This is a genomic window from Methylopila turkensis, from assembly GCF_027922325.1.
Lineage (GTDB): Bacteria > Pseudomonadota > Alphaproteobacteria > Rhizobiales > Methylopilaceae > Methylopila > Methylopila turkensis.
In genome coordinates, this window is sequence record NZ_BSFL01000003.1 from 1,083,029 (window position 1) to 1,103,956 (window position 20,928).

General features: G+C 71.4%; 12 protein-coding genes. All 12 read left to right on the forward strand.

The genetic code is table 11. The features are described 5' to 3' along the window. Positions 1-3: 3 nt before the first annotated feature. A complete protein-coding gene (treZ, locus tag PKE78_RS16280; protein WP_271201949.1) occupies positions 4-1,758 on the forward strand; it encodes a malto-oligosyltrehalose trehalohydrolase in 1,755 nt (584 codons plus the stop codon). Further along, positions 1,755-3,842 carry a 4-alpha-glucanotransferase gene (gene malQ / locus PKE78_RS16285; RefSeq protein WP_271201950.1) on the forward strand — a complete coding sequence of 696 codons (2,088 nt, stop codon included), beginning with the start codon at positions 1,755-1,757 and terminating at the stop codon, positions 3,840-3,842. The genes treZ and malQ overlap by 4 nt, the downstream gene beginning before the upstream one ends. Beyond that, positions 3,839-6,478: a malto-oligosyltrehalose synthase gene (treY, locus tag PKE78_RS16290; protein WP_271201951.1), complete on the forward strand. Its 2,640-nt coding sequence runs from the start codon at positions 3,839-3,841 to the stop codon at positions 6,476-6,478. Before malQ ends, treY begins: the two co-directional genes overlap by 4 nt. 156 nt (positions 6,479-6,634) lie before the next feature. Beyond that, positions 6,635-6,865: a hypothetical protein gene (locus PKE78_RS16295; RefSeq protein ID WP_271201952.1), complete on the forward strand. Its 231-nt coding sequence runs from the start codon at positions 6,635-6,637 to the stop codon at positions 6,863-6,865. Between the two features lie 127 nt (positions 6,866-6,992). Further along, positions 6,993-9,503: a glycogen/starch/alpha-glucan phosphorylase gene (locus PKE78_RS16300; protein ID WP_271201953.1), complete on the forward strand. Its 2,511-nt coding sequence runs from the start codon at positions 6,993-6,995 to the stop codon at positions 9,501-9,503. Between the two features lie 106 nt (positions 9,504-9,609). Continuing rightward, positions 9,610-10,872, forward strand: a complete 1,263-nt coding sequence (gene glgC / locus PKE78_RS16305; protein WP_271201954.1) for a glucose-1-phosphate adenylyltransferase — start codon at positions 9,610-9,612, stop codon at positions 10,870-10,872. A gap of 7 nt (positions 10,873-10,879) precedes the next feature. Continuing rightward, complete coding sequence (glgA, locus tag PKE78_RS16310; RefSeq protein ID WP_271201955.1) at positions 10,880-12,319, forward strand: glycogen synthase GlgA; 1,440 nt, start codon at positions 10,880-10,882, stop codon at positions 12,317-12,319. Positions 12,320-12,472: 153 nt separating this feature from the next. Continuing rightward, complete coding sequence (locus PKE78_RS16315) at positions 12,473-13,780, forward strand: UDP-glucose dehydrogenase family protein (RefSeq protein WP_271201956.1); 1,308 nt, start codon at positions 12,473-12,475, stop codon at positions 13,778-13,780. A 179-nt stretch (positions 13,781-13,959) separates the two neighbouring features. Then, a complete protein-coding gene (locus PKE78_RS16320; RefSeq protein ID WP_271201957.1) occupies positions 13,960-14,577 on the forward strand; it encodes a L,D-transpeptidase in 618 nt (205 codons plus the stop codon). A 41-nt stretch (positions 14,578-14,618) separates the two neighbouring features. Then, a complete protein-coding gene (gene amaB, locus PKE78_RS16325) occupies positions 14,619-16,139 on the forward strand; it encodes an L-piperidine-6-carboxylate dehydrogenase (RefSeq protein WP_271201958.1) in 1,521 nt (506 codons plus the stop codon). Between the two features lie 67 nt (positions 16,140-16,206). Next, positions 16,207-17,457 carry a metallophosphoesterase family protein gene (locus PKE78_RS16330; protein WP_271201959.1) on the forward strand — a complete coding sequence of 417 codons (1,251 nt, stop codon included), beginning with the start codon at positions 16,207-16,209 and terminating at the stop codon, positions 17,455-17,457. Beyond that, on the forward strand, positions 17,447-20,923 hold the full coding sequence (locus tag PKE78_RS16335; protein WP_271201960.1) for a YhaN family protein: 3,477 nt from the start codon (positions 17,447-17,449) through the stop codon (positions 20,921-20,923). The genes PKE78_RS16330 and PKE78_RS16335 overlap by 11 nt, the downstream gene beginning before the upstream one ends. The last annotated feature ends 5 nt before the right edge of the window (positions 20,924-20,928 follow it).

Genomic DNA, 20,928 nt, shown 5'->3' on the forward strand with positions numbered 1-20,928 from the left:
CGCTTGAGCGCCGCCTTCGAACGCAAGCTGCCTTTCGGCGCCTCAGCCGGCGCGGATCAGACGCTCTTCCGGTTCTGGGCTCCGGCGCATCCCGAGGTCCGTATCGAAATCGAAGGTTCGGATCCCGTCGCCATGGCGCCTGAGGACGGCGGCTGGTTCTCGGCGGCGCTTCCGGCACCCGCGGGCTCCCGCTACCGCTTTCACCTGCCCAGCGGCCTCGCCGTGCCGGACCCCGCGTCGCGTTTTCAGGACGGCGACATCCACGGCTGGAGCGTCGTGGTCGATCCCAAGAGCTATGACTGGAAGACCGGCGGCTGGACCGGGCGTCCGTGGGCGGAGACGGTGGTCTACGAGCTCCACGTCGGCTGCTTCGGCGGCTTCGCCGGCGTCACCGAGGCGCTGCCGCTGCTGGCCGAGCTCGGCGTCACCGCCGTGCAGCTGATGCCGATCGCGGACTTCCCGGGCGCGCGGAACTGGGGTTACGACGGCGTGCTGCCCTACGCGCCGGACGCCGCCTACGGGACGCCGGACGAGTTGAAGGCGCTGATCGATCGCGCGCACGGGCTCGGCCTGATGGTGTTCCTCGACGTGGTCTACAACCACTTCGGACCGGACGGAAACTACATCGGAGCCGCGGCGCCGACCTTCTTCCGCGACGATCTCCAGACGCCTTGGGGCGGCGCGATCGACTTCCGGCTGCCGGAAGTGCGGAGCTACTTCACCGAGAACTCGCTCTACTGGCTGATGGAGTACCGCTTCGATGGCCTGCGGCTCGACGCGGTGCACGCGATCTCCGAGCAGGACTGGATCGACGAGATGGCCGCGGCGGTCCGTTCGACCGTCGAGGCCGGCCGCCACGTCCACCTGATCCTCGAGAACGAGCACAACCAGCAGTCCCATCTCGCCGGCGACGTCGACGCGCAGTGGAACGACGACTTCCACCACGTCATCCACGTGCTCCTGACCGGCGAGCGCGAAGGCTATTACGAGGACTACGCCGACGACGCCGCGGCGAAGCTCGCGCGGACGCTCTCGGAAGGTTTCGTCTATCAGGGCGAGCCGTCGCCGCATCTCGACGGCAAGCCGCGGGGCACGCCGAGCGGCCATCTGCCGCCGACGGCCTTCATCAGCTTCCTGCAGAACCACGACCAGATCGGCAACCGCGCCTTCGGCGACCGGCTGACGGCGCTCGCCGACCCGCGCGGCGTGGAGGCCGCGACCGCCGCTCTGCTGCTCATCCCGCACATCCCGATGATCTTCATGGGGGAGGAGGTCGCGAGCGAGACGCCGTTCCTGTTCTTCACGGACCACAATGACGAGCTCGCCGAGGCCGTGCGCGTCGGCCGGCGCAAGGAGTTCGCCAAGTTCGCCGCCTTCGCCGGCGCGGAGATTCCGGACCCCAACGCGCCGTCGACGTTCGAGCGCTCGATCCCCGAGCCGCACCCGGAGCGCGCCGAGGAGCGGACGGCGCTCTACCGCAGGCTGCTCGCGCTGCGCGCCGCGAAGATCACGCCCGGCGTCCCAGGCGCGAAATCGGCGGGCGCTGAGCCGCTCGGCCCGAAGGCCGCGCTCGCCCGCTGGAAACTGGGCGACGGCTCGCGCCTCACCGTCGCGCTGAACCTCGCTGAAGCGCCCGCGTCGATCGCGCCGATCGAAGGCCCGGTTCTGTTCGAGACCACGCCAGGCGCCGCCGACGCCGCGCGCTCCGGCCAGCTGCCCGGCTACGCCACCATCGCTCTCCTGGAACCCGCCGCGTGAATCACGACGAGGCCGTTCTTTCGCTGGCGCGCCGCGCCGGGTTCTCTGTCGACTGGATCGACCAGACCGGACGCAGCCAGACCGTGACGCCAGACAGGCTGCGCCGCTTGCTGGAGGCGATGGGGCTGCCGTGCGAAACCGGCGCCGAGGCGGCGGACTCGATCCACCGGCTCGAGGCGATCGACGCCGCGCGCCCTGCTCTCGTCACCGCCCGCGTCGGCGAGCCGTTCGCCTTGAAGGCCGCGGTGGGGGCGTCCGCCAGATTTGTCCGAGAGGACGGCGCTACGTTCGACGTGACGCTCGGCGAGGGCTCCGATGGCCTGGCGCTGATGCGCCCCGTGATGGAGCCTGGCTACCACCGGCTGCTGGTGGGCGACGAGGAGACCATTCTCGCGGTCGCGCCGCAGAGCGGCCTGAGCATCGTCGCGGCCGGCGGCGGGCGGCGGATGTGGGGGCTTGCGGCGCAGGTCTACGGGCTGACGCGCTCCGGCGACGGCGGGATCGGTGACCTCGGCGGCGTCGCCGCGCTGGCGGAGGTCGCGGCGCGCGCCGGCGCCGACGCGCTGGCGCTGTCTCCGTTGCACGCCGGCTTCACCGCCGACCCGCACCATTTCGGCCCCTACTCGCCGTCGAGCCGCCTGTTTCTCAATCCGCTCAACGGCGATCCCGACTTCCTGTTCGGGGAGGAACGGGTGGCGGCGGCCTCGGACGTCGCGGGCGTCTCGGGCGTTCGCGCGCGTCATGAGCGGGCGGCCCTGATCGACTGGCCCGACGCGGCTCGCGCGAAGCTCGCCACGCTGCGCGCGCTCTACGACAGCTTCCGCGATTTCGAACTCGCCGAGGCGTCGCCCGGCCGTCTCGCCGCGGATTTCGCCGCGTTCCGCGCCGAGGGCGGCGCGCTGCTCGAGGAGCACGCCCGGTTCGAGACGCTGCACGGCGCCCGCTTCGCCGCCGACGCCGGCCAATGGAGCTGGCGGCGCTGGCCCGAGGCGCTGAGGAACCCGGCGAGCGGGGACGTCGCGGCCTTCGCGGCCGAGCACGCCGACACGGTGACGTTCCACGTCTTCCTGCAATGGATCGCCGACCGCTCCTTCGCCGCGGCCCAGAAGGTCGCGCGCCAGGCCGGCATGGCGATCGGGCTGATCTCCGACCTCGCGGTCGGCATGGACGCCGGCGGCAGCCACGCCTGGGGCCGGCAGGACGACGTGCTGGTCGGCCTCTCGGTCGGCGCCCCGCCGGACCTGTTCAACGCCGACGGCCAGGCCTGGGGTCTCGCCACCTTCTCGCCCATCGCTCTGAAAAAGAGCGGCTTCGCGCCGTTCCTCGCCACGTTGCGCGCCTGCATGAAGAACGCTGGCGGCGTGCGCATCGACCACGCCATGGGTCTGACGCGGCTCTGGATGGTCCCCGAGAACGAGGGCGCGGAAAACGGGGCCTACCTTGCCTATCCCGCCGACGACATGCTCCGTCTCGTCGCGCTTGAATCCCATCGCAACCGCGCGGTCGTCGTCGGCGAAGATCTCGGCACGGTGCCGGACGGCTTCCGCGAGCGGCTCGCGGCGACGGGAATCGCTGGCATGCGCGTGCTGCAGTTCGAGCGCGACGCCGCGCGGTTCTATCCGCCGGACTATTATCCAGACGACGCGCTCGCGATGACCACGACCCACGACCTGCCGACCACGGCCGGTTGGTGGCGTGGGGCCGACATCGATCTCCGCGCTGGCATCGCGGGCGACCAGTTCGGCGAAACGGCGGCGAACGACCGCGCCACGCGCGCCGAGGACAGGAGCAAGCTGTGGGCCGCCTTCGTCGCGGCGCGGGTCGCCGAGGGCGCTCCGCCGCCGCAAGAAGAGCCTGACGCCGCCGTCGACGCGGCCGTGAGCTTCCTCGCTTTGACGCCTTCGAAGCTCGCGCTCGTCCCGCTTGAGGACGCGCTCGGGCAGACCGAGCAGCCCAACCTGCCCGGCACCCTCGACGAACACCCCAATTGGCGACGCCGGCTCCCCGCGCCGGCCCCCGAGCTTCTCGCCGTGCAGGCGGCGAAGGACCGGCTCGCCAGCCTCAACCGGAGACGAGACCCGTGACCGCAGCGCCGCCGCCCCCGCCCTCTCCCCCGCGGGCCACGATGCGCCTGCAGTTCCACAAGGACTTCACCTTCGCGGACGCAATCCCGCTGGTCGGTTACCTCAAGGCGCTCGGGATCAGCCACCTCTACTCGTCGCCGATCCTGACGGCCCGTGCGGGCTCGATGCACGGCTATGACGTGGTGGACCCGACGACCGTGAACCCGGAGCTCGGCGGCGAGGACGGTTTTCGCGCGCTGGTCGCGGCGCTTCGCGCGGAGGGGCTCGGCGTCATCGTCGACATCGTCCCGAACCACATGGCGGTGGGCAAAGACGACAACGCCTGGTGGCTCGACGTTCTGACCTACGGGCGCGGCAGCCGGTTCGCGCATTTCTTTGACATCGACTGGGAGCCGGCTGATCCCGCGCTCCACGGCAAGATCCTGCTGCCCACGCTCGGCTCGACCTATGGCGAAGCGTTGCGCAACGGCGACCTTCAGATCACGCGCGAAGGCAAGCGCGGCGGCCTCGTGGTGCGCTACGCCGACCACATGTTCCCGCTGCGCCCGGAAGACCGCTACGAGATCGAGAACGTCGGCCTCGAGGCCTACGATCCCTCGACGGACGAGGGCCGCGAGCGCTTCCACGCCCTGCTCGAGAAGCAGAACTGGCGGCTCGCGCACTGGATGGTCGCGGGCGACGAGATCAACTGGCGGCGCTTCTTCGACGTGAACGAGCTCGCGGGCCTGCGCATCGCCGACCCCGCCGTGTTCGACGCGACCCACGAGCTGTTGCTGCGGCTCTATGGCGAGGGGCTGATCGACGGCTTCCGCGTCGACCACATCGACGGGCTGATGGACCCCGGCGGCTACGCGCGCCGCCTGCGCGAGCATCTCGACGCGGTCCAGCGCGACCGGCCGGGCCCGCTCGCCGAACAGCGCGCCTATCTCGTGATCGAGAAAATCCTGGGCCCCGGCGAAGAGCTCGCCTCGGACTGGGCGGTGGACGGTGCGAGCGGCTACGACTTCATGGACGACGTCAGCGCGCTTCTGCACGACGCCGCCGGCGAAGCCCCGCTCGCGGCGTTCTGGGCCGAAGTGAGCGGGCGGCCCGCGGACTTCCATGCCGAGGAGGAGATCGCGCGCCGCGAGATTTTGGACCGCTCTTTCTCCGCCCAGCTCGACCAGGCGGCGCATGCGCTGCATCAGGTGGCCCGGCTGGACTACGACACGCGCGACACCTCGCGCGCCGCGATCCGACGGGCGCTCGTCGAATTGCTGGCGCACTTCCCCGCCTACCGCACCTACGCCAACGCTGCGGAGCCGCGCGGCGAGGCCGATCGCGCGCTGTTCGAGCGGGCGATGGAGAAGGCGCGGCAATCCATCCTGCCGGCCGATCTCAGCGTGCTGGAGCTGCTCGACGGCTGGCTCGGCGGCGCGGTCGGCCCCGAAGACCAGCGTCTGCTGCGCGACAAGGCCATCCGCCGCTTCCAGCAGCTCTCAGCCCCGGTCGCGGCCAAGGCGGTCGAGGACACCGCGTTCTATCGTTACGGCAAGCTTGTCTCCCGCACCGACGTCGGTTTCGACGTCGCGACCTTCGCGATCGACGTCCCGACGTTCCATGCCCGGACCGCCGCGCGGGCCCGCGCCTTCCCCGACGCGATGCTCACGACCGCGACCCACGACCACAAGCGCGGCGAGGACGTGCGCGCCCGCGTCGCGGTGCTGAGCGAGATTCCGGAGGAGTGGATCACGACCGCGCGGCGTTGGCGCGAGCTCGCCGAGCCGCTGCGGGCTCCCGACGCGCCGTCGGCCGCCGACGAGCTGATCCTGTTCCAGATCCTCGTGGGAGCGTGGCCGGACGACCTGTCGCCGGACGACGCCAAGGGCTGCGCGGCCTTCGCCGAACGCGTGGCGGGCTGGCAGCTGAAGGCGATGCGCGAGGCCAAGCTCGCGACCGATTGGTCGGCCCCGAACGAAGCCTATGAGGCCGCGGCGAGGCGTTTGCTCGACGGCGTGCTAACCGGTGGCGACCCGACGCTCCGCCGCGCGATCGCGGCCTTCGCGGAGCGGATCGGCGCGCCCGGCGCCGCGAACGGGCTGCTGCAGGCACTGCTGAAGCTCACCATTCCGGGCGTTCCCGACACGTACCAGGGGACGGAGTTCTGGGACCTGACACTGGTCGATCCGGACAACCGGCGGCCCGTCGACTACGCCGCCCGAGCCGACGCGCTGGCGCGGGGCGAGACCGCCGGCGCGGCGGCGGCCCATTGGCGCGACGGCGCCGTCAAGCAGGCGCTGATCGCCGCGGCGCTCGGCGAACGCGCCCGGCGGCCGTCTCTGTTCGCCCGCGGCGCCTACGAACCCCTCGCGGTGGATGGTCCCGTCGCCAGCGACGTCATCGCCTTCGCCCGTTCGCTCGATGGCGAGACAGCGGTCGCAATCGGTCTGCGCGCGACCGCGGGACGGCTGGCCGCGAACGGGTCGATCGCGCCCGACGCCATCGCTCTGCGCGATACGACTGTCTCCCTGCCGTCACAGCTTGCGGGAAAGACGCTGACCGATTGCCTGACGGGACGGCGGCTCGAACCGGGCGGCGCCCTGCAACTGTCTGAATTGACTGAGCTTCCGGTCGCGCTTCTGGTCGCGACGGACTGACGCGCCGGCCGTTCGTCGTATGTCAATCTGTCGACTTCGTGGTTCAATCGAATCGTTCTAGGCGGCGTCTCGGGGGAGAACCGGCTATGGCCGGATCGCCGTTGCGGTGCGCGCGCATTGCGCGCGCCGCCGGACAGATCGTCGGGGAAGACGTCGATGAGCACATTCAAAGTTCCGTTGTCGGAGCAGGACGCCGAACTGATCGCGCAGGCCCTCGACGTCTACGCGACGACGCTGATGTGCGCGCCGCTGGGTCTCGGCCTCGAGCTGCTGATGGACGTGCGCGAGCTGCGCAGCCGGATCGCCGCGGCGTCCGACGAGCATGAGGCCGCGCAGGATGCGCCGACCGCGGCTGGCGGCAACGTGGTGGCCTTCGCCCGCGCCTGACGTCTCCCCGCGACCGCGGCGAGTTTTTTCGTCCGATCCCGCATCGCAGCATTGCCAAGCCGAGGTCGTGCGTGCCTGACTGGCGCGATCGCGCCGGTGCGGGCGCCGCGACTGAGGGAGACCTCGCATGAACGATGCAACGACCCCACCGGACGACGACGTCGCTCGCCGTCCAGTGCGTGAAGCGGGTCTCGTCGGGACCGCCGACGCCGGCGTCGACGCCAAAAAGCTCCAGAAGGAAATCCTCGCCGAACTGACCTACTCGGTCGGCCGTTCGCCGGAGACGGCGAGCCCGCGGGATTGGTTCGTCGCGACGGCCTATGCGGTGCGCGACCGCATCGTCGACCGCTGGGTCGTCGACCACGCGACCAAGCAGAACAAGCCGGAGAAGAGGGTCTACTATCTCTCGCTCGAGTTCCTGATCGGGCGCCTGCTGTTCGACGCGCTCAACAACCTCAACCTGACGGAGGTGGCCCGCGAGGCGCTGTCGGGCCTCGGCGTCGATCTCGACCGCATCCGCACCGCCGAGCCGGACGCGGCGCTGGGCAATGGCGGCCTTGGCCGTCTCGCCGCCTGCTTCATGGATTCGATGGCCTCGATCGGCGTGCCGGCCTTCGGCTACGGCATCCGCTACGACCACGGCCTGTTCCGCCAGGGCATGCGCGACGGCTGGCAGCAGGAGTATCCCGAGGACTGGCTGTCCTTCGGCAATCCGTGGGAGTTCGCCCACCCCGAGATCGACTACCCCATCGGCTTCGGCGGCTATGTCGAGCAGATCAACGAGGGCGGCGCGGCGAAGCACGTCTGGCGGCCGGCCGAGACCGTCGAGGCGGTGGCCTTCGACACCCCCGTCGCCGGCTGGCGCGGGCGGCACGTCAACACGCTGCGGCTGTGGTCGGCGCGCGCCGGCGACGTGCTGAAGCTCGACGCCTTCAACCGCGGCGACTACGTCGGCGCGCTGGCCGACCGTGTTCGCGTCGAGTCGATCTCGAAGGTGCTCTATCCCTCGGACGAGACCCCGGCGGGACAGGAGCTGCGGCTCCGGCAGGAGTATTTCTTCGCCTCCGCTTCGCTGCAGGACCTGGTGCGCCGCCATCTCGAGGAGTGGGGCGACCTTCGCTCCCTGCCCGATCATGTGGCGATCCAGCTCAACGACACCCATCCCGCGATCGCGGTGCCGGAGCTGATGCGCATCCTCGTCGACCTTCACGGCGTCGCCTGGGGCGAGGCGTGGAAGATCACGGTCGCCACCTTCTCCTACACCAACCACACCTTGCTGCCCGAGGCGCTGGAAAGCTGGCCGGTGCCGCTGATGGAGCGGCTGCTGCCGCGCCACATGCAGATCATCTATCTGATCAACGCTCTCGAGCTCGACGCCGCCCGCAAACGCCACCCGGGCGACGACGCCCTGCTGGCGTCGGTCTCCCTGATCGAGGAGACGAACGGCCGGCGCGTGCGCATGGGCCAGCTCGCCTTCACCGGCTCGCATAAGGTCAACGGCGTCTCGGCGCTCCATACCGACCTGATGAAGCAGACGGTGTTCCGCGACCTGCATCGCCTGCACCCCGGCCGCATCGTCAACAAGACCAACGGCATCACGTTCCGCCGCTGGCTCGCGCAGGCCAATCCCGGGCTGACCTCGATCCTGATCGACGCGGTCGGCCCCGAACTGCTCGACGACCCGATGCGGCTCGAGAAGCTGCTGCCTATGGTCGGGGACACCGGCCTGCACGAACGCCTGACCGAGTCGAAGCGCGCCAACAAGATCGCGCTCGCCAAGGTGATCGCGGATCGGCTCGACGTGCAGGTCGACCCGGACGCGCTGTTCGACGTCCAGATCAAGCGCATCCACGAGTACAAGCGCCAGCTCCTGAACATTCTGGAGACGGTCGCGATCTACAACGCCATGCGCGCCCAGCCGATGCGGGCCTGGATGCCGCGGGTGAAGATCTTCGCCGGCAAGGCGGCGGCGAGCTACCATCAGGCCAAGCTGATCATCAAGCTCGCCAACGACGTCGCCCGGGTGGTGAACTCCGACCCCACCGTGCGCGGCTTGCTGAAGGTGGCGTTCCTGCCGAACTACAATGTCAGCCTCGCCGAGATCATCATCCCGGCCGCCGACCTGTCCGAGCAGATCTCGACCGCCGGCATGGAGGCCTCGGGCACCGGCAACATGAAGCTGGCGCTGAACGGCGCGCTCACCATCGGCACGCTCGACGGCGCGAACGTCGAGATCAAGGAGCATGTCGGCGACGAGAACATCTTCATCTTCGGCCTGACGGCGCAGGAGGTGGAGGCGCGCAAGCGCCGCGGCTACGACGCCCACGCCGCGGTCGAAGCGTCCTCGACCCTGCGCGAGGTGCTGGAAGCGATCCGCAACGGCGTGTTCTCGCCCGACGATCCCAACCGCTACCGCGGATTCGTGGACGGACTGCTCGCGCACGACACCTTCCTGGTGACGGCCGATTTCGACGCCTACTTCGCGGCCCAGCGGCGGGTCTACAAGCTCTGGCGCGACAGGGCGGCCTGGATGAAGGCGAGCGTCACCAACACCGCGAAGGTCGGCTGGTTCTCCTCCGACCGCACCATCGCGGAATACGCCGACGATATCTGGGGCGTAACGCCTGCGAACGGCTGAACCTGCGTCTCCAATTCGGCTAGCATGACTCAACCGGCGCGCGTCGCTCCCCTGACCGGGGAGCTGCGACGACGACCGGACCACAACATTTCAGAGGAACGCCGCCATGTCCGCCAAAGCGCCGCTCGGCCCGCCCTACGCCCGCGGGGCGATGGCCTATGTGCTCGCCGGCGGCCGCGGCTCGCGCCTGATGGAGCTGACGGACCGCCGCGCCAAGCCCGCGGTCTATTTCGGCGGCAAGACGCGCATCATCGACTTCGCGCTCTCGAACGCGCTGAACTCCGGCATCCGCCGCATCGGCGTCGCCACCCAGTACAAGGCGCACAGCCTGATCCGCCACCTGCAGCGCGGCTGGAACTTCTTCCGCAGCGAGCGCAACGAGAGCTTCGACGTGCTGCCCGCCAGCCAGCGGGTCTCGGAGGAGGCCTGGTATCTCGGCACCGCGGACGCCGTCTATCAGAACCTCGACATCATCGAGGACTACGCGCCGCGCCACATGGTGATCCTCGCGGGCGACCACATCTACAAGATGGACTACGAGCAGATGCTCGCGCAGCACGTCGAGAGCGGCGCCGACGTCACGGTCGGCTGTCTCGAGGTCGCCCGCTCGGAGGCCTCCGGCTTCGGCGTGATGCACATCGACGAGCGCGACCGGATCATCGACTTTCTGGAGAAGCCGGCTGACCCGCCCGCGATGCCCGGCAAGCCGGACGTCTCGCTCGCGAGCATGGGCATCTACGTCTTCGACACGCCCTTCCTGTTCGACCTGCTGCGCAAGGACGCGGAAGACCCGAACTCATCCCACGATTTCGGCAAGGACATCATCCCGGCGATCGTGAAGGGCGGCAAGGCGGTGGCCCACCACTTCGCACGGTCGTGCGTGCGCTCGGCCACGGAGCAGGAGCCCTATTGGCGCGACGTGGGCACGGTCGACGCCTATTTCGAGGCCAACATCGACCTCACCGATTTCGTGCCGGCGCTGGACCTCTACGACAAGGAATGGCCGATCTGGACCTTCGCCGAGATCACCCCGCCGGCGAAGTTCATCCACGACAAGGACGACCGCCGCGGCCGCGCGATCTCCTCGCTCGTGTCCGGCGGCTGCATCGTGTCGGGCGCCGGCGTGAAGGAATCGCTGCTCTTCACCGGCGTGCGGGTGAACTCCTACGCCGACGTCGAGCGCGCGGTCATCCTGCCTTACGTCGAGATCGGACGCCATGCGCGTCTCCGGAACGTGGTCATCGACCGCGGCGTCGCAATCCCGGAAAAGCTGGTCGTCGGCGAGGATCCTGAGCTCGACGCCCAGCGCTTCCGCCGCACGAGCAAAGGCGTCTGCCTGATCACGCAGTCGATGATCGACCGGCTGTGAGACGCCGATGACCGCTGTTCTGTCCGTCGCCTCCGAAGCTTATCCGCTCGTCAAGACCGGCGGGCTGGCCGACGTGGTCGGCGCGCTCCCGGGCGCCCTCGCCCCGCACGGGGTCGCCGTGCGGACGCTGCTCCCGGGCTACCCGTCGGTTCTTTCCGCCATGCCAGACGGGGAGACCGTCGCGCATTTCGACGACCTGTTCGGCGGACCCGCCGAGATCGTGGCGGCCGCGCCGCGCGGGCTCGACGTGCTCGCGATCGACGCGCCTCACCTCTTTGGCCGCCAGGGCAATCCCTATGTCGGTCCCGACGGTCGCGACTGGGACGACAACGCCTTGCGTTTCGCGGCGCTCGGCAAGGTCGCGGCCGAGGTCGGACGCGGCGTCGCAGGACTGCCGGCGCCGGATATAGTGCATATGCACGACTGGCAGGCGGGCCTTGCCGCCGCCTACCTTGCCTTCGCGCCCCATCCCCGGCCGAAGACGGTGGCGACCATCCACAACATGGCCTTCCAGGGCTGGTTTCCGGCCTCCGTCTTCGGCGCGCTCGGCCTGCCCGAGGCGGCCTTCGGGATCGACGGCGTCGAATACTTCGGCGGCGTCGGCTATCTCAAGGCCGCTCTCCAGTTCGCGGACCGCATCACCACCGTCTCGCCGAGCTACGCCGCTGAGATCATGGAGCCGGACGGCGGGCTCGGGCTCGACGGGCTGTTGCGCGCCCGCGCCGACGTCGTCTCGGGCGTCCTGAACGGCGTCGACGTCGAGGTCTGGAATCCGGAGACCGATCCGGCCCTGGCCTCGCCCTACTCCGCCGCCAATCCCGGCGGCAGGGATGCGAACCGCCGCGCGCTGGCGCAGGAGTTCGGGCTCGACGTGGGCGACGGCGTGCTGTTCGCGGTCATCAGCCGCTTGTCGAGCCAGAAAGGTCTCGACCTGCTCGCCGACGCCATGCCCACGCTTCTCGGCGTCGGCGGCACGCTCGCGCTCGTCGGCGCGGGCGAACCCTGGCTCGAAGAGCGCTTCAGCCGCCTCGCGGCAGAGCATCCCGGGCGGATCGGCGTCTTCATCGGCTACGACGAGCGCAAGGCGCATCTCGTGCAGGCCGGCGCGGACGCGCTGCTCGTGCCCTCGCGGTTCGAGCCCTGCGGCCTGACGCAGCTCTGCGCGCTCCGCTACGGCGCCCTGCCGGTCGTTTCACGCGTCGGCGGCCTCGCCGACACCGTCATCGACGCCAACCCGGCGGCGATCGCCGCCGGCGTCGCGACCGGCGTCCAGTTCTCGCCGACGTCTCAGGGCGCGCTGGAGGCGGCGCTTCGCCGGACCGCTGCGTTGCACGCCGACAGCGACCTCTGGACCGGGATCCAGCGCAACGGCATGCGGTCCGACGTGTCGTGGGACGCGTCGGCCCGGACATACGCCAAACTCTACGCGGAACTCGCGCGGACGTGACGCTGCGGCGGTGGGGCGCATCCCTGCCTCGTTTTGTTGCGTTTGCGAAGGTGCTCAAATAAGAAACATTCGTCGCGTTGAGCGACGTAACAGGCGCGGCTTCGTGCTGGCGTCGGCAGATGAACGCAAGATGACTTCCCTGGGGGATTGCGCATGCGCGTGACGATGATCGGTTCAGGCTATGTCGGGCTCGTGTCCGGCGCATGCTTCGCGGACTTCGGCCACGAAGTGACCTGCGTCGACCTTGACCAGGCCAAGATCGACGGACTGAAGCGCGGCGTAATGCCCATCTTCGAGCCGGGCCTCGACGATCTCGTCGCCCGCAACGTCGAGGCTGGCCGCCTCACCTTCACGACCGAACTCGCGCCCGCCGTGAAGGACGCGGCTGTGGTGTTCATCGCAGTCGGCACGCCGTCCCGTCGCGGCGACGGCCACGCCGACCTGACCTACGTCTACGAAGCCGCCCGCCAGATCGGCCAGGCCGTCAACGGCTACACGGTGATCGTCGACAAATCGACCGTCCCGGTCGGCACCGGCGACGAGGTCGACCGCATCCTGCGCGAGGCCAATCCGAGCGCCGACGTCTCGGTCGCCTCGAACCCCGAATTCCTGCGCGAAGGCTCCGCGATCGGCGATTTCAAGCGCCCGGACCGCATCGTGGTCGGCGTCGAGGACGATCGCGCCAAGGACGTGATGGAGGAGCTCTACCGTCCGCTCTACCTCAACGTCGCGCCGCTGGTGTTCACCGGCCGCCGCACCGCCGAGCTGATCAAGTACGCCGCCAACGCCTTCCTTGCGACCAAGATCACCTTCATCAACGAGATCGCCGATCTCTGCGAGAAGGTCGGCGCGAACGTCCAGGAGGTCGCCCGCGGCATCGGCCTCGACAACCGCATCGGCTCCAAGTTCCTGCACGCCGGCCCCGGCTTCGGCGGTTCGTGTTTCCCCAAGGACACCCGCGCCCTCGTGCGGACCGGCCGCGACTACGGCGCGCCGATCAAGATCGTCGAGATGGTCGAGGAGGTGAACGAGGCCCGCAAGCTCGCCATGGCCGAGCGCATCATCGCGGCGAGCGGCGGCGACGTCTCGGGCAAGCGCATCGCGGTGCTCGGTCTCGCGTTCAAGCCGAACACCGACGACATGCGCGAAGCGCCCTCGCTCGCGATCGTTCCGGCGCTCGAAAAGGCCGGCGCCACCGTCGCCGCGTTCGACCCGGAAGCGATGGAGCAGGCCAAGCCGCTGCTGCCCAACGTCGTCTACGCCGAGGACGCCTACTCCGCGATCAAGGACGCCGATGCGCTCGTGATCCTGACAGAGTGGGACCAGTTCCGCGCGCTCGACCTCGCCCGCGTGAAGTCCACGCTGAAGTCCCCGGTCGTCGTGGACCTGCGCAACGTCTACCGCCCCGACGACATGGCCCAGCGCGGCTTCACCTACAGCGGCATCGGCGCCGCCGGCTAAGCCGGACGACGTCCACTGTGGCGCCGGGGCGACAAGGCCCCGGCAAACGCAAGCGGCGCTCGTGATCCATCGCGCCGCGTGGCCAACCGCGCCCTATTCTCACCGCCAAGGCGACAAGAAGCCGTCGACGGACAGGGCTCCGTGAACGGCCGCGTCGGGCGTGAGGGCAGGTCGGTTCGATGACATCCGCGTTTCGTGCTTTCCCGGCGGCGCGCTCCGCGCTCGCGTCCGTAGGCTTCGCCGTCCTGCTCGCCGGCTGCGGCGGCTCGTCCTCGCTGTCGACCACCGGCGGAGCGCCCGGCGTCGTCGCCGCCATGTCGACGAGCTACCCGTCGGCGCTGCCGGTGCAGTACCGCCGCACGGAAGTGACGGACCCGACCGGCGAAGCGCCGGGCACCGTCGTCATCGACACCGCCGACAAGTTTCTCTACCTCGTCGAGCCCAACGGCCGCGCGGTCCGCTACGGCGTCGGCGTCGGCAAGGAAGGCTTCGGCTGGAGCGGCGAGGCCGTGGTCGGCGCCAAGCAGGAATGGCCGGACTGGGTGCCGCCCCCCGAGATGCTGCAGCGTCGGCCGGACCTCCCGCTGCGCATGGCGGGCGGGCCCGAGAACCCGCTCGGCGCGCGAGCGCTCTATCTTCACCGCGGCGGCCGGGACACGCTGTTCCGCATCCACGGCACCAACGAGCCCCACACCATCGGCCGGGCGATGTCGTCGGGCTGCATCCGCATGATCAATTTCGACGTCGAGGACCTCTACACCCGGGTCCCGATCGGCGCGAAGGTGGTGGTGCGCTGAGACGGACGGGCCTGCGCGCGGCCTGAAGGAACGGAACCGACGTGACCACCGAAGGCGCGCCCGCCGAAGCCCAGGCTTTGCTCGCCGCGCTCGGCGTTCCGGCGGAACGCCTCGTCGGCGGGCCCGCCACCCGGACGCCGATCACAGGCGAGACGCTGGCCGAACCGCGCCTAGCCGACGCCCCGGCGCTGGACGCGGCGATCGGGCGGGCCTCCGCCGCGTTCGAGAACTGGCGCGAGGTCCCCGCCCCGCGCCGCGGCGAGCTCGTGCGCCTGTTCGGCGAGGAGCTCCGCCGCTCCAAGGCGGAACTCGGCCGTCTCGTCACGCTCGAGGCCGGCAAGATCGTCTCCGAAGGCCTCGGCGAGGTGCAGGAGATGATCGACGTCTGCGACTTCGCCGTCGGTCTTTCGCGCCAGCTTTACGGACTGACCATCGCGACCGAGCGTCCGGACCATCGCATGATGGAGACGTGGCGGCCGCTCGGGGTCGTCGGCGTCATCTCGGCCTTCAACTTCCCCGTCGCGGTGTGGGCGTGGAACGCGGCGCTCGCGCTCGTCTGCGGGAACGCGGTCGTCTGGAAACCGTCGGAGAAGACGCCGCTGACGGCGCTCGCGACGCAGGCGTTGTTCGAGCGCGCAGCGGCTGAGTTCGGCGACGCGCCGGACGGCCTGTCGTCCGTCGCCCTCGGCGGGCGCGACCTTGGCGAACGACTGGTCGACGACGCCCGCGTCGCGCTGGTCTCCGCGACCGGCTCCACGGCCATGGGCCGCGCCGTCGGCCCGCGCGTCGCGGCCCGGTTCGGGCGCTCGCTGCTGGAGCTCGGCGGCAACAACGCCGCGATCGTGCGGCCCTCGGCCGATCTCGACCTCACGCTGCGGGCGGTAGCGTTCTCCGCCATGGGCACCGCCGGCCAGCGCTGCACCACGCTCCGGCGCCTGTTCGTGCACGGCGAGGTCTACGACAGCCTGCTGCCGCGCCTGCGCCAAGCCTACGCCTCGGTCGCGATCGGGGACCCGCGCGAACCCGGCGTTCTGGTAGGCCCGCTGATCGACGGCGACGCTTTCTCGGCCATGGGGCGGGCGCTCGAACGCGCGCGGCTCGCGGGCGCCACGGTGTCCGGCGGCGAGCGTGTGGAAGGCCCCGGCGGCGCCGAAGCGTTCTATGTGCGTCCCGCGTTGGTCGAGATCGCGGAGCACGCCGGCCCGGCGCTTGAGGAGACCTTCGCGCCGATCCTCTACGTGCTGCGCTGCGACGACCTCGACGAGGCGATCGCGCTCAACAACGCCGTTCCGCAGGGCCTCGCCTCCGCGATCTTCACCAACGACCTGCGCGAGGCGGAGCGCTTCCTCTCCGCGCGGGGGTCCGACTGCGGCATCGTCAACGTCAACATCGGTCCCTCGGGCGCCGAGATCGGCGGGGCCTTCGGCGGCGAGAAGGAGACCGGCGGCGGCCGTGAAAGCGGCTCGGATTCGTGGAAGGCCTACATGCGCCGGGCCACCAACACCGTGAACTACGGCGCGACGCTTCCGCTCGCGCAGGGCGTGCGGTTCGATATCGACTGAACTGCCCACAGGCTTGTTCGCCGCAGCGCCTGCATCGGCCCTGCCGGCGGAGTAGGCTCGCCTGCGCATGACCGGCTTCAGCTTCCTCCACGCCGCCGACCTGCACCTCGACAGCCCGCTCATCGGGCTCGCCGGGCGCTCGCCCGACTTCGCCGAGCGCGTAGAGAACGCGTCCCGCGCCGCGCTCGACGCGCTGGTCGAGCTGGCGATCGCGGAGGATTGCCGCTTCGTCCTGCTGGCGGGCGACGTGTTCGACGGCGACCTGCGCAACATCCGCGCCGGGCTTTATTTCGTGTCCCGCATGCGGCGGCTGGCGGAGGCCGGCGTGCCGGTCGTGGTCATCCTCGGCAACCACGACGCCGAGAACCGGTTCATGAGCCGCCTGGAACTGTCGGACAACGTCCGGTTAATTTCAGCGCGCAAGCCCGAGACCGTCCGGATCGACGGACTGGACGTCGCGATCCACGGCCGCAGCTTCCCGCAGCGCGACGTCACCGAGAACCTCGCCCGCGCCTATCCGCCCCCCGTTCCCGGCTGCTTCAACATCGGCCTGCTGCACACCGCGCTGATTGGGCACGAGGGCGAGCACGCGGCCTATGCGCCGTGCTCGCTCGAGCAGCTTCGGCTGCACGGCTACGACTACTGGGCGCTCGGGCACGTTCACGACCGCCAGGTTCTCTCCGAGCGGCCGCATGTGGTCTATCCCGGCAACCTTCAGGGCCGCAGCGTGCGCGAGACCGGGGCGAAGGGCGCGTCGCTCGTGCGCGTGCTCGACGGCGAGGTCACGGCCGTCGAACATCGCGCCCTCGACGCGGTGCGCTGGGACAGCGCCGTCGTCAGGCTCGACGGCGTCGCGGACCGCCCCGCCGCGCTCGATCGAATCCGCGCGGCGATGGTCGAGGCGCTGGACAAGGCCGGCGGGCGTCCGCTCGCGCTGCGGCTGCGGCTCACCGGCGAAACGCCGCTTGCGGGGGCGTTCGCGCTCGGCCGCGGCGAGCTGCGCGACGACGTCGAGACGCTTGCGGCGGGTCTGTCGGGCGATCTCTGGCTCGAAAAGCTGTCGCTCGGCCTGACGCCGCCGTCGGCCCGCTCCCCATCGCTCGATCCGACCGTCGCCGGACGGCTCGACGCCGAGATCACGGCCATCGCCGACGACGCCTCCTTCGCCGCCCGCAGGGACGCCCGGCTGGCCGAGGTGCTGGCGAAGCTGCCCCAATCCGCGCGCGCCGCCGAGTTCGCGGCGCAGATCCGCGCCGAGGCCGGCGCCCGCGCGGCGACGCTCGCCCGCGCCCTCGTGGAGGGCGACGATGCGCTTTGAACGGCTGACGCTCGAGCGCTACGGCGCGATCGAGACGCGCGAGATCGCCTTCTCCGGCCACGGGCTGACCGTGATCTACGGGCCGAACGAGGCCGGCAAGAGCACGGCCCTGTCGGCGGTGGGCGACGTGCTGTTCGGCGTGCCGGCCAGAAGCGTCCGCGGCGCGGTGTTCGGCAACGACGCCATGCGCCTCGGCGCCGAGATCACGCGGGCGGACGGGAGTTCGCTCTCGGTCCGCCGGCGCAAGGGCAAGGCCGGCCGCACGCTGACCGGCGAGGACGGCGCGGCGCTGGACGAGGCCGCGCTGGCCGCGCTTCTCGGCGCCACCACGCGCGAGCGCTTCGAGGCGCTGTTCGGGCTCGATCACGAGCGGCTGCGGGACGGCGGCGAGTCGCTGTTCAAGGCCGACGGCGAGATCGGCCGCCTCATCGTCGAGGCGGGCGGCGGGCTTCGCGCGCTGGTGGCGCGGCTCGAGCGCATCGATCAGGAGCGCGACCGTCTCTTCGGCGCCCGGAAAAGCGACCAGCGCGTCTTCTATCGCGCGCTCGACGCGTTCGACGCCGCGGACGGACAGGTCAAGGCCGGGCTTCTCACCCGCGAAGCCTACGAGCGCGCCAAGGCCGCCCACGCGGAGGCGGCCGCCGCCTGCGAGCGGCTGCGCTCCGAACGGCGCGCGGCGGTGGTGACCGTTTCGGCGCTGGAGCGCCTCGGCCGCGTGGCCCCGCTGCTGCAGCGGCTCGACCGGATCGAGGCCGAGGCGGAAAGCTTCGTCGATCTGGCCGAGCTGCCGCCCGCCTTTGACCGCGAGGTCGGCCAGGCGCTCGCCGCCGCCGCCGAGGCCGGCCGCGCGCTGGAGGACGCGGAAGCGGCCGTCGCCGCGGCGGAAGCCCGGTTGCGCGGCGTGGCGGTCGATCCCGCACTGCTGGCGCAGGAGGTCGCGATCCGCGACATCGGCGTCGCCGCCGTCCATGTCGCGGAAGCGCGCGAGCACCGGGCGAACCGGCAGGTGGAGCTGGCGCAGGCGGAGGCGAAGCTCGCGCGACTGCGACGACGGCTCGAGGTCGCGCCGGACGCGGACCTCGCCGCCCGGCTGCCGCCGCCCGAGGCCATCGAAGCCGTCCGGCGTCTCGCCGCGGCGGCCCAAACCCGCGCGCCGTCCATCGTCGCAGAGGACGCCCGGATTCGCGAACTCGCCGCCCGTCTCGCGGCGCTCGACCAGCGCATCGCGGACGCCGACGCGCGCGGCCACGACCGGCCCGCAGGCGTGACCGCGGCGGAATTCGCAGGCCTCTCCGCCGCCGACGCGGCGGCCCGGGCGCTCGGGACGGAAGCGGACGCCGCCGCCGCGCTGGCGCAGGAGCGGCTGCAGGCGCTCGGCTTCGCCGATTTCGCCGCGTTGGCGGCGTTGCGCACGCCGGACCCCAACACGCTCGCGGCGCTTCAGGCCCGCGACGACGCGGCGGAGGCCGAGCGGCTCCGCCGTTTCGGCCAGCGCGACGACGCGCGCGGCCGGCGCGAGGCCGCCGAGATCGAGATCGCGCGGCTGACCGCCGGCGGCGAGATCGCGACCGACCAGGCGCTCGGCGAGGCGCGGCGCGCGCGCGCCGACGCCTGGAGCGCCATCCGGCCCGCCTATATCACGGGCCGGAGCGACGACGACGAGACGACGCGGAGGCTGCGCGCGACGCATCTGGAGCGCGCCGTCGCCGAGGCGGACGAACTCGCCGACCGGCGCGCGGCGGAGGCCGGCCGCGCCGCGGCCCTGGCCGAGGCGGAACGGCGTCGCGGCGAGGCACGAATCCAGTTCGAGGCTTCCGAACGCGCCCTTGCCGCCATCGCTGAAACCCGCAAGGAAGCTCTGGCGACGCTGGCCGGTGATTTCTCCGAAGCGTGCGCGCGCGCCGCTGGACTGCCGGCCCTCCGGGCGTTCGCGGAGGAGCGCCGCACCGTTATCGAGCTCGGCGAAGCCGCGACGCGGCGGCGGCGGGAGGCCGAGGCGGCGCGCGCCGCCCTGTCGACGGCCCACGCGGCGCTCGCCTTCGCGGAACGGCTTGGAGGTCTGTCCGCCGATGCGTCCACTCTGCTCACCGACCGGGTGCGCGCCGCGCAGGGCTCGCTGGCGCGTCATGAGGAGGCGCATGTGGAGCGCCGTCGCGACGCGCGCGACCGCGACGAGGCGCGCGCGTCGCTGGACGCCGCCCGCGCCCGGCGCGACGCGCTCGGGGAGGAGGCGGAGCTGTGGCGGCGGGCCTGGGAGCCCGCCGTCGCGCGGCTTGGCCTGACCGCCGACGCGACGCCGGACGACGGCGCCGACGCTGCGCTGGAATGGGCCGAGGCGCGCGGCGTGATGGATTCCCTGGAGCTCATCCGCCGCCGCCTCCGCCGGATGGACGAGGACGAGCAGGCTCTCGGCGTGGCCGTCGCCGCAGCGGGCGGCGCGGTTGGGCTCGCGCTGCCGCAGGATGCGGTCGCGGCGGCGCGCATGCTGCAGGAGCGCTTCGCCGAGAACGACGCCCGCCGGCGCGAGCGCGAAACCCTGACGCCCCATCTCGAGGACGCGACGGCCGCCGTCGAACGCCGCCGCGCGGGAAAGGCGGCGGCGGACAATCGGGTCGCCGCCCTGGCGGCGCTCGCCGGCGCGTCATCGCCCGAAGAGCTCGCCGCCGTCGCCGCCCGGCACGCGGAGCGACGGACGCAAGCCGAGGAGGCGCGCCGCCTGCGCGACACCATCGACGCCGCCGGCGACGGGCTGTCGCTCTCGGCCCTGCGCGCGGAGGCGGAGGGGCGCGAGCCGGACGGCCTGCGCGCCGATCGCGAGGCCGCGATCGCGCGCGCCGAGGCGATCGAGCGCGAACTCGACGCCGCCGCGCGCGCCGAACACGAGGCGGAGACGGCGCTTGCGGCCTGTTCCGATCCGGCCGGCGTCAACCGCGCGGTCGCGCTGCGCGAGGCCGCCATCGCCGAACTGCATGAATCGGCCGAACGCTACGTGGAGCTCTCGCTCGCCCGCGATCTGGTGGAGGCCGCGATCGCGCGGGTGCGCACCGAGCGGCAGGACCCGCTGATCGCGCGCGCCGGCGCGCTGTTCGCGCTCGCGACCCGGGACGCGTTCTCGGGCGTCGCCGCCGACGTCGACGCGGACGGCCAGCCGGTCGTGGTCGGCGTACGTGCGGGCGGCGGCGCCGTGCCGGCCAAGGCCATGAGCGACGGCACCCGCGACCAGCTCTTCCTGGCGTTCCGGCTCGCGAGCATCGAGAACTACAACGCCTCGACCGAGCCCCTGCCCTTCGTGGCCGATGACATCCTCGTGCATTTCGACGACGCCCGCAGCCGGGCGGCGCTGGAGCTGCTGGCGGCCTCCCCTCGGGACGCGCAGGCACTGCTGTTCACCCACCACCGCAGCGTGCTGCGCATGGCCGAGGAGCTGGCCGCCGAGGGCCGCTGCGGGATCGCGACCCTCGGCTGAGCCCA

Excerpts from the sequence above, each read along its gene's own strand:
- PKE78_RS16295 (WP_271201952.1), top strand. The coding sequence starts at position 6,635 with ATGAGCACATTCAAAGTTCCGTTGTCGGAGCAGGACGCCGAACTGATC.
- PKE78_RS16300 (WP_271201953.1), top strand. The coding sequence starts at position 6,993 with ATGAACGATGCAACGACCCCACCGGACGACGACGTCGCTCGCCGTCCA.
- glgC (WP_271201954.1), top strand. The coding sequence starts at position 9,610 with ATGTCCGCCAAAGCGCCGCTCGGCCCGCCCTACGCCCGCGGGGCGATG.
- glgA (WP_271201955.1), top strand. The coding sequence starts at position 10,880 with ATGACCGCTGTTCTGTCCGTCGCCTCCGAAGCTTATCCGCTCGTCAAG.
- PKE78_RS16315 (WP_271201956.1), top strand. The coding sequence starts at position 12,473 with ATGCGCGTGACGATGATCGGTTCAGGCTATGTCGGGCTCGTGTCCGGC.
- PKE78_RS16320 (WP_271201957.1), top strand. The coding sequence starts at position 13,960 with ATGACATCCGCGTTTCGTGCTTTCCCGGCGGCGCGCTCCGCGCTCGCG.
- PKE78_RS16330 (WP_271201959.1), top strand. The coding sequence starts at position 16,207 with ATGACCGGCTTCAGCTTCCTCCACGCCGCCGACCTGCACCTCGACAGC.
- PKE78_RS16335 (WP_271201960.1), top strand. The coding sequence starts at position 17,447 with ATGCGCTTTGAACGGCTGACGCTCGAGCGCTACGGCGCGATCGAGACG.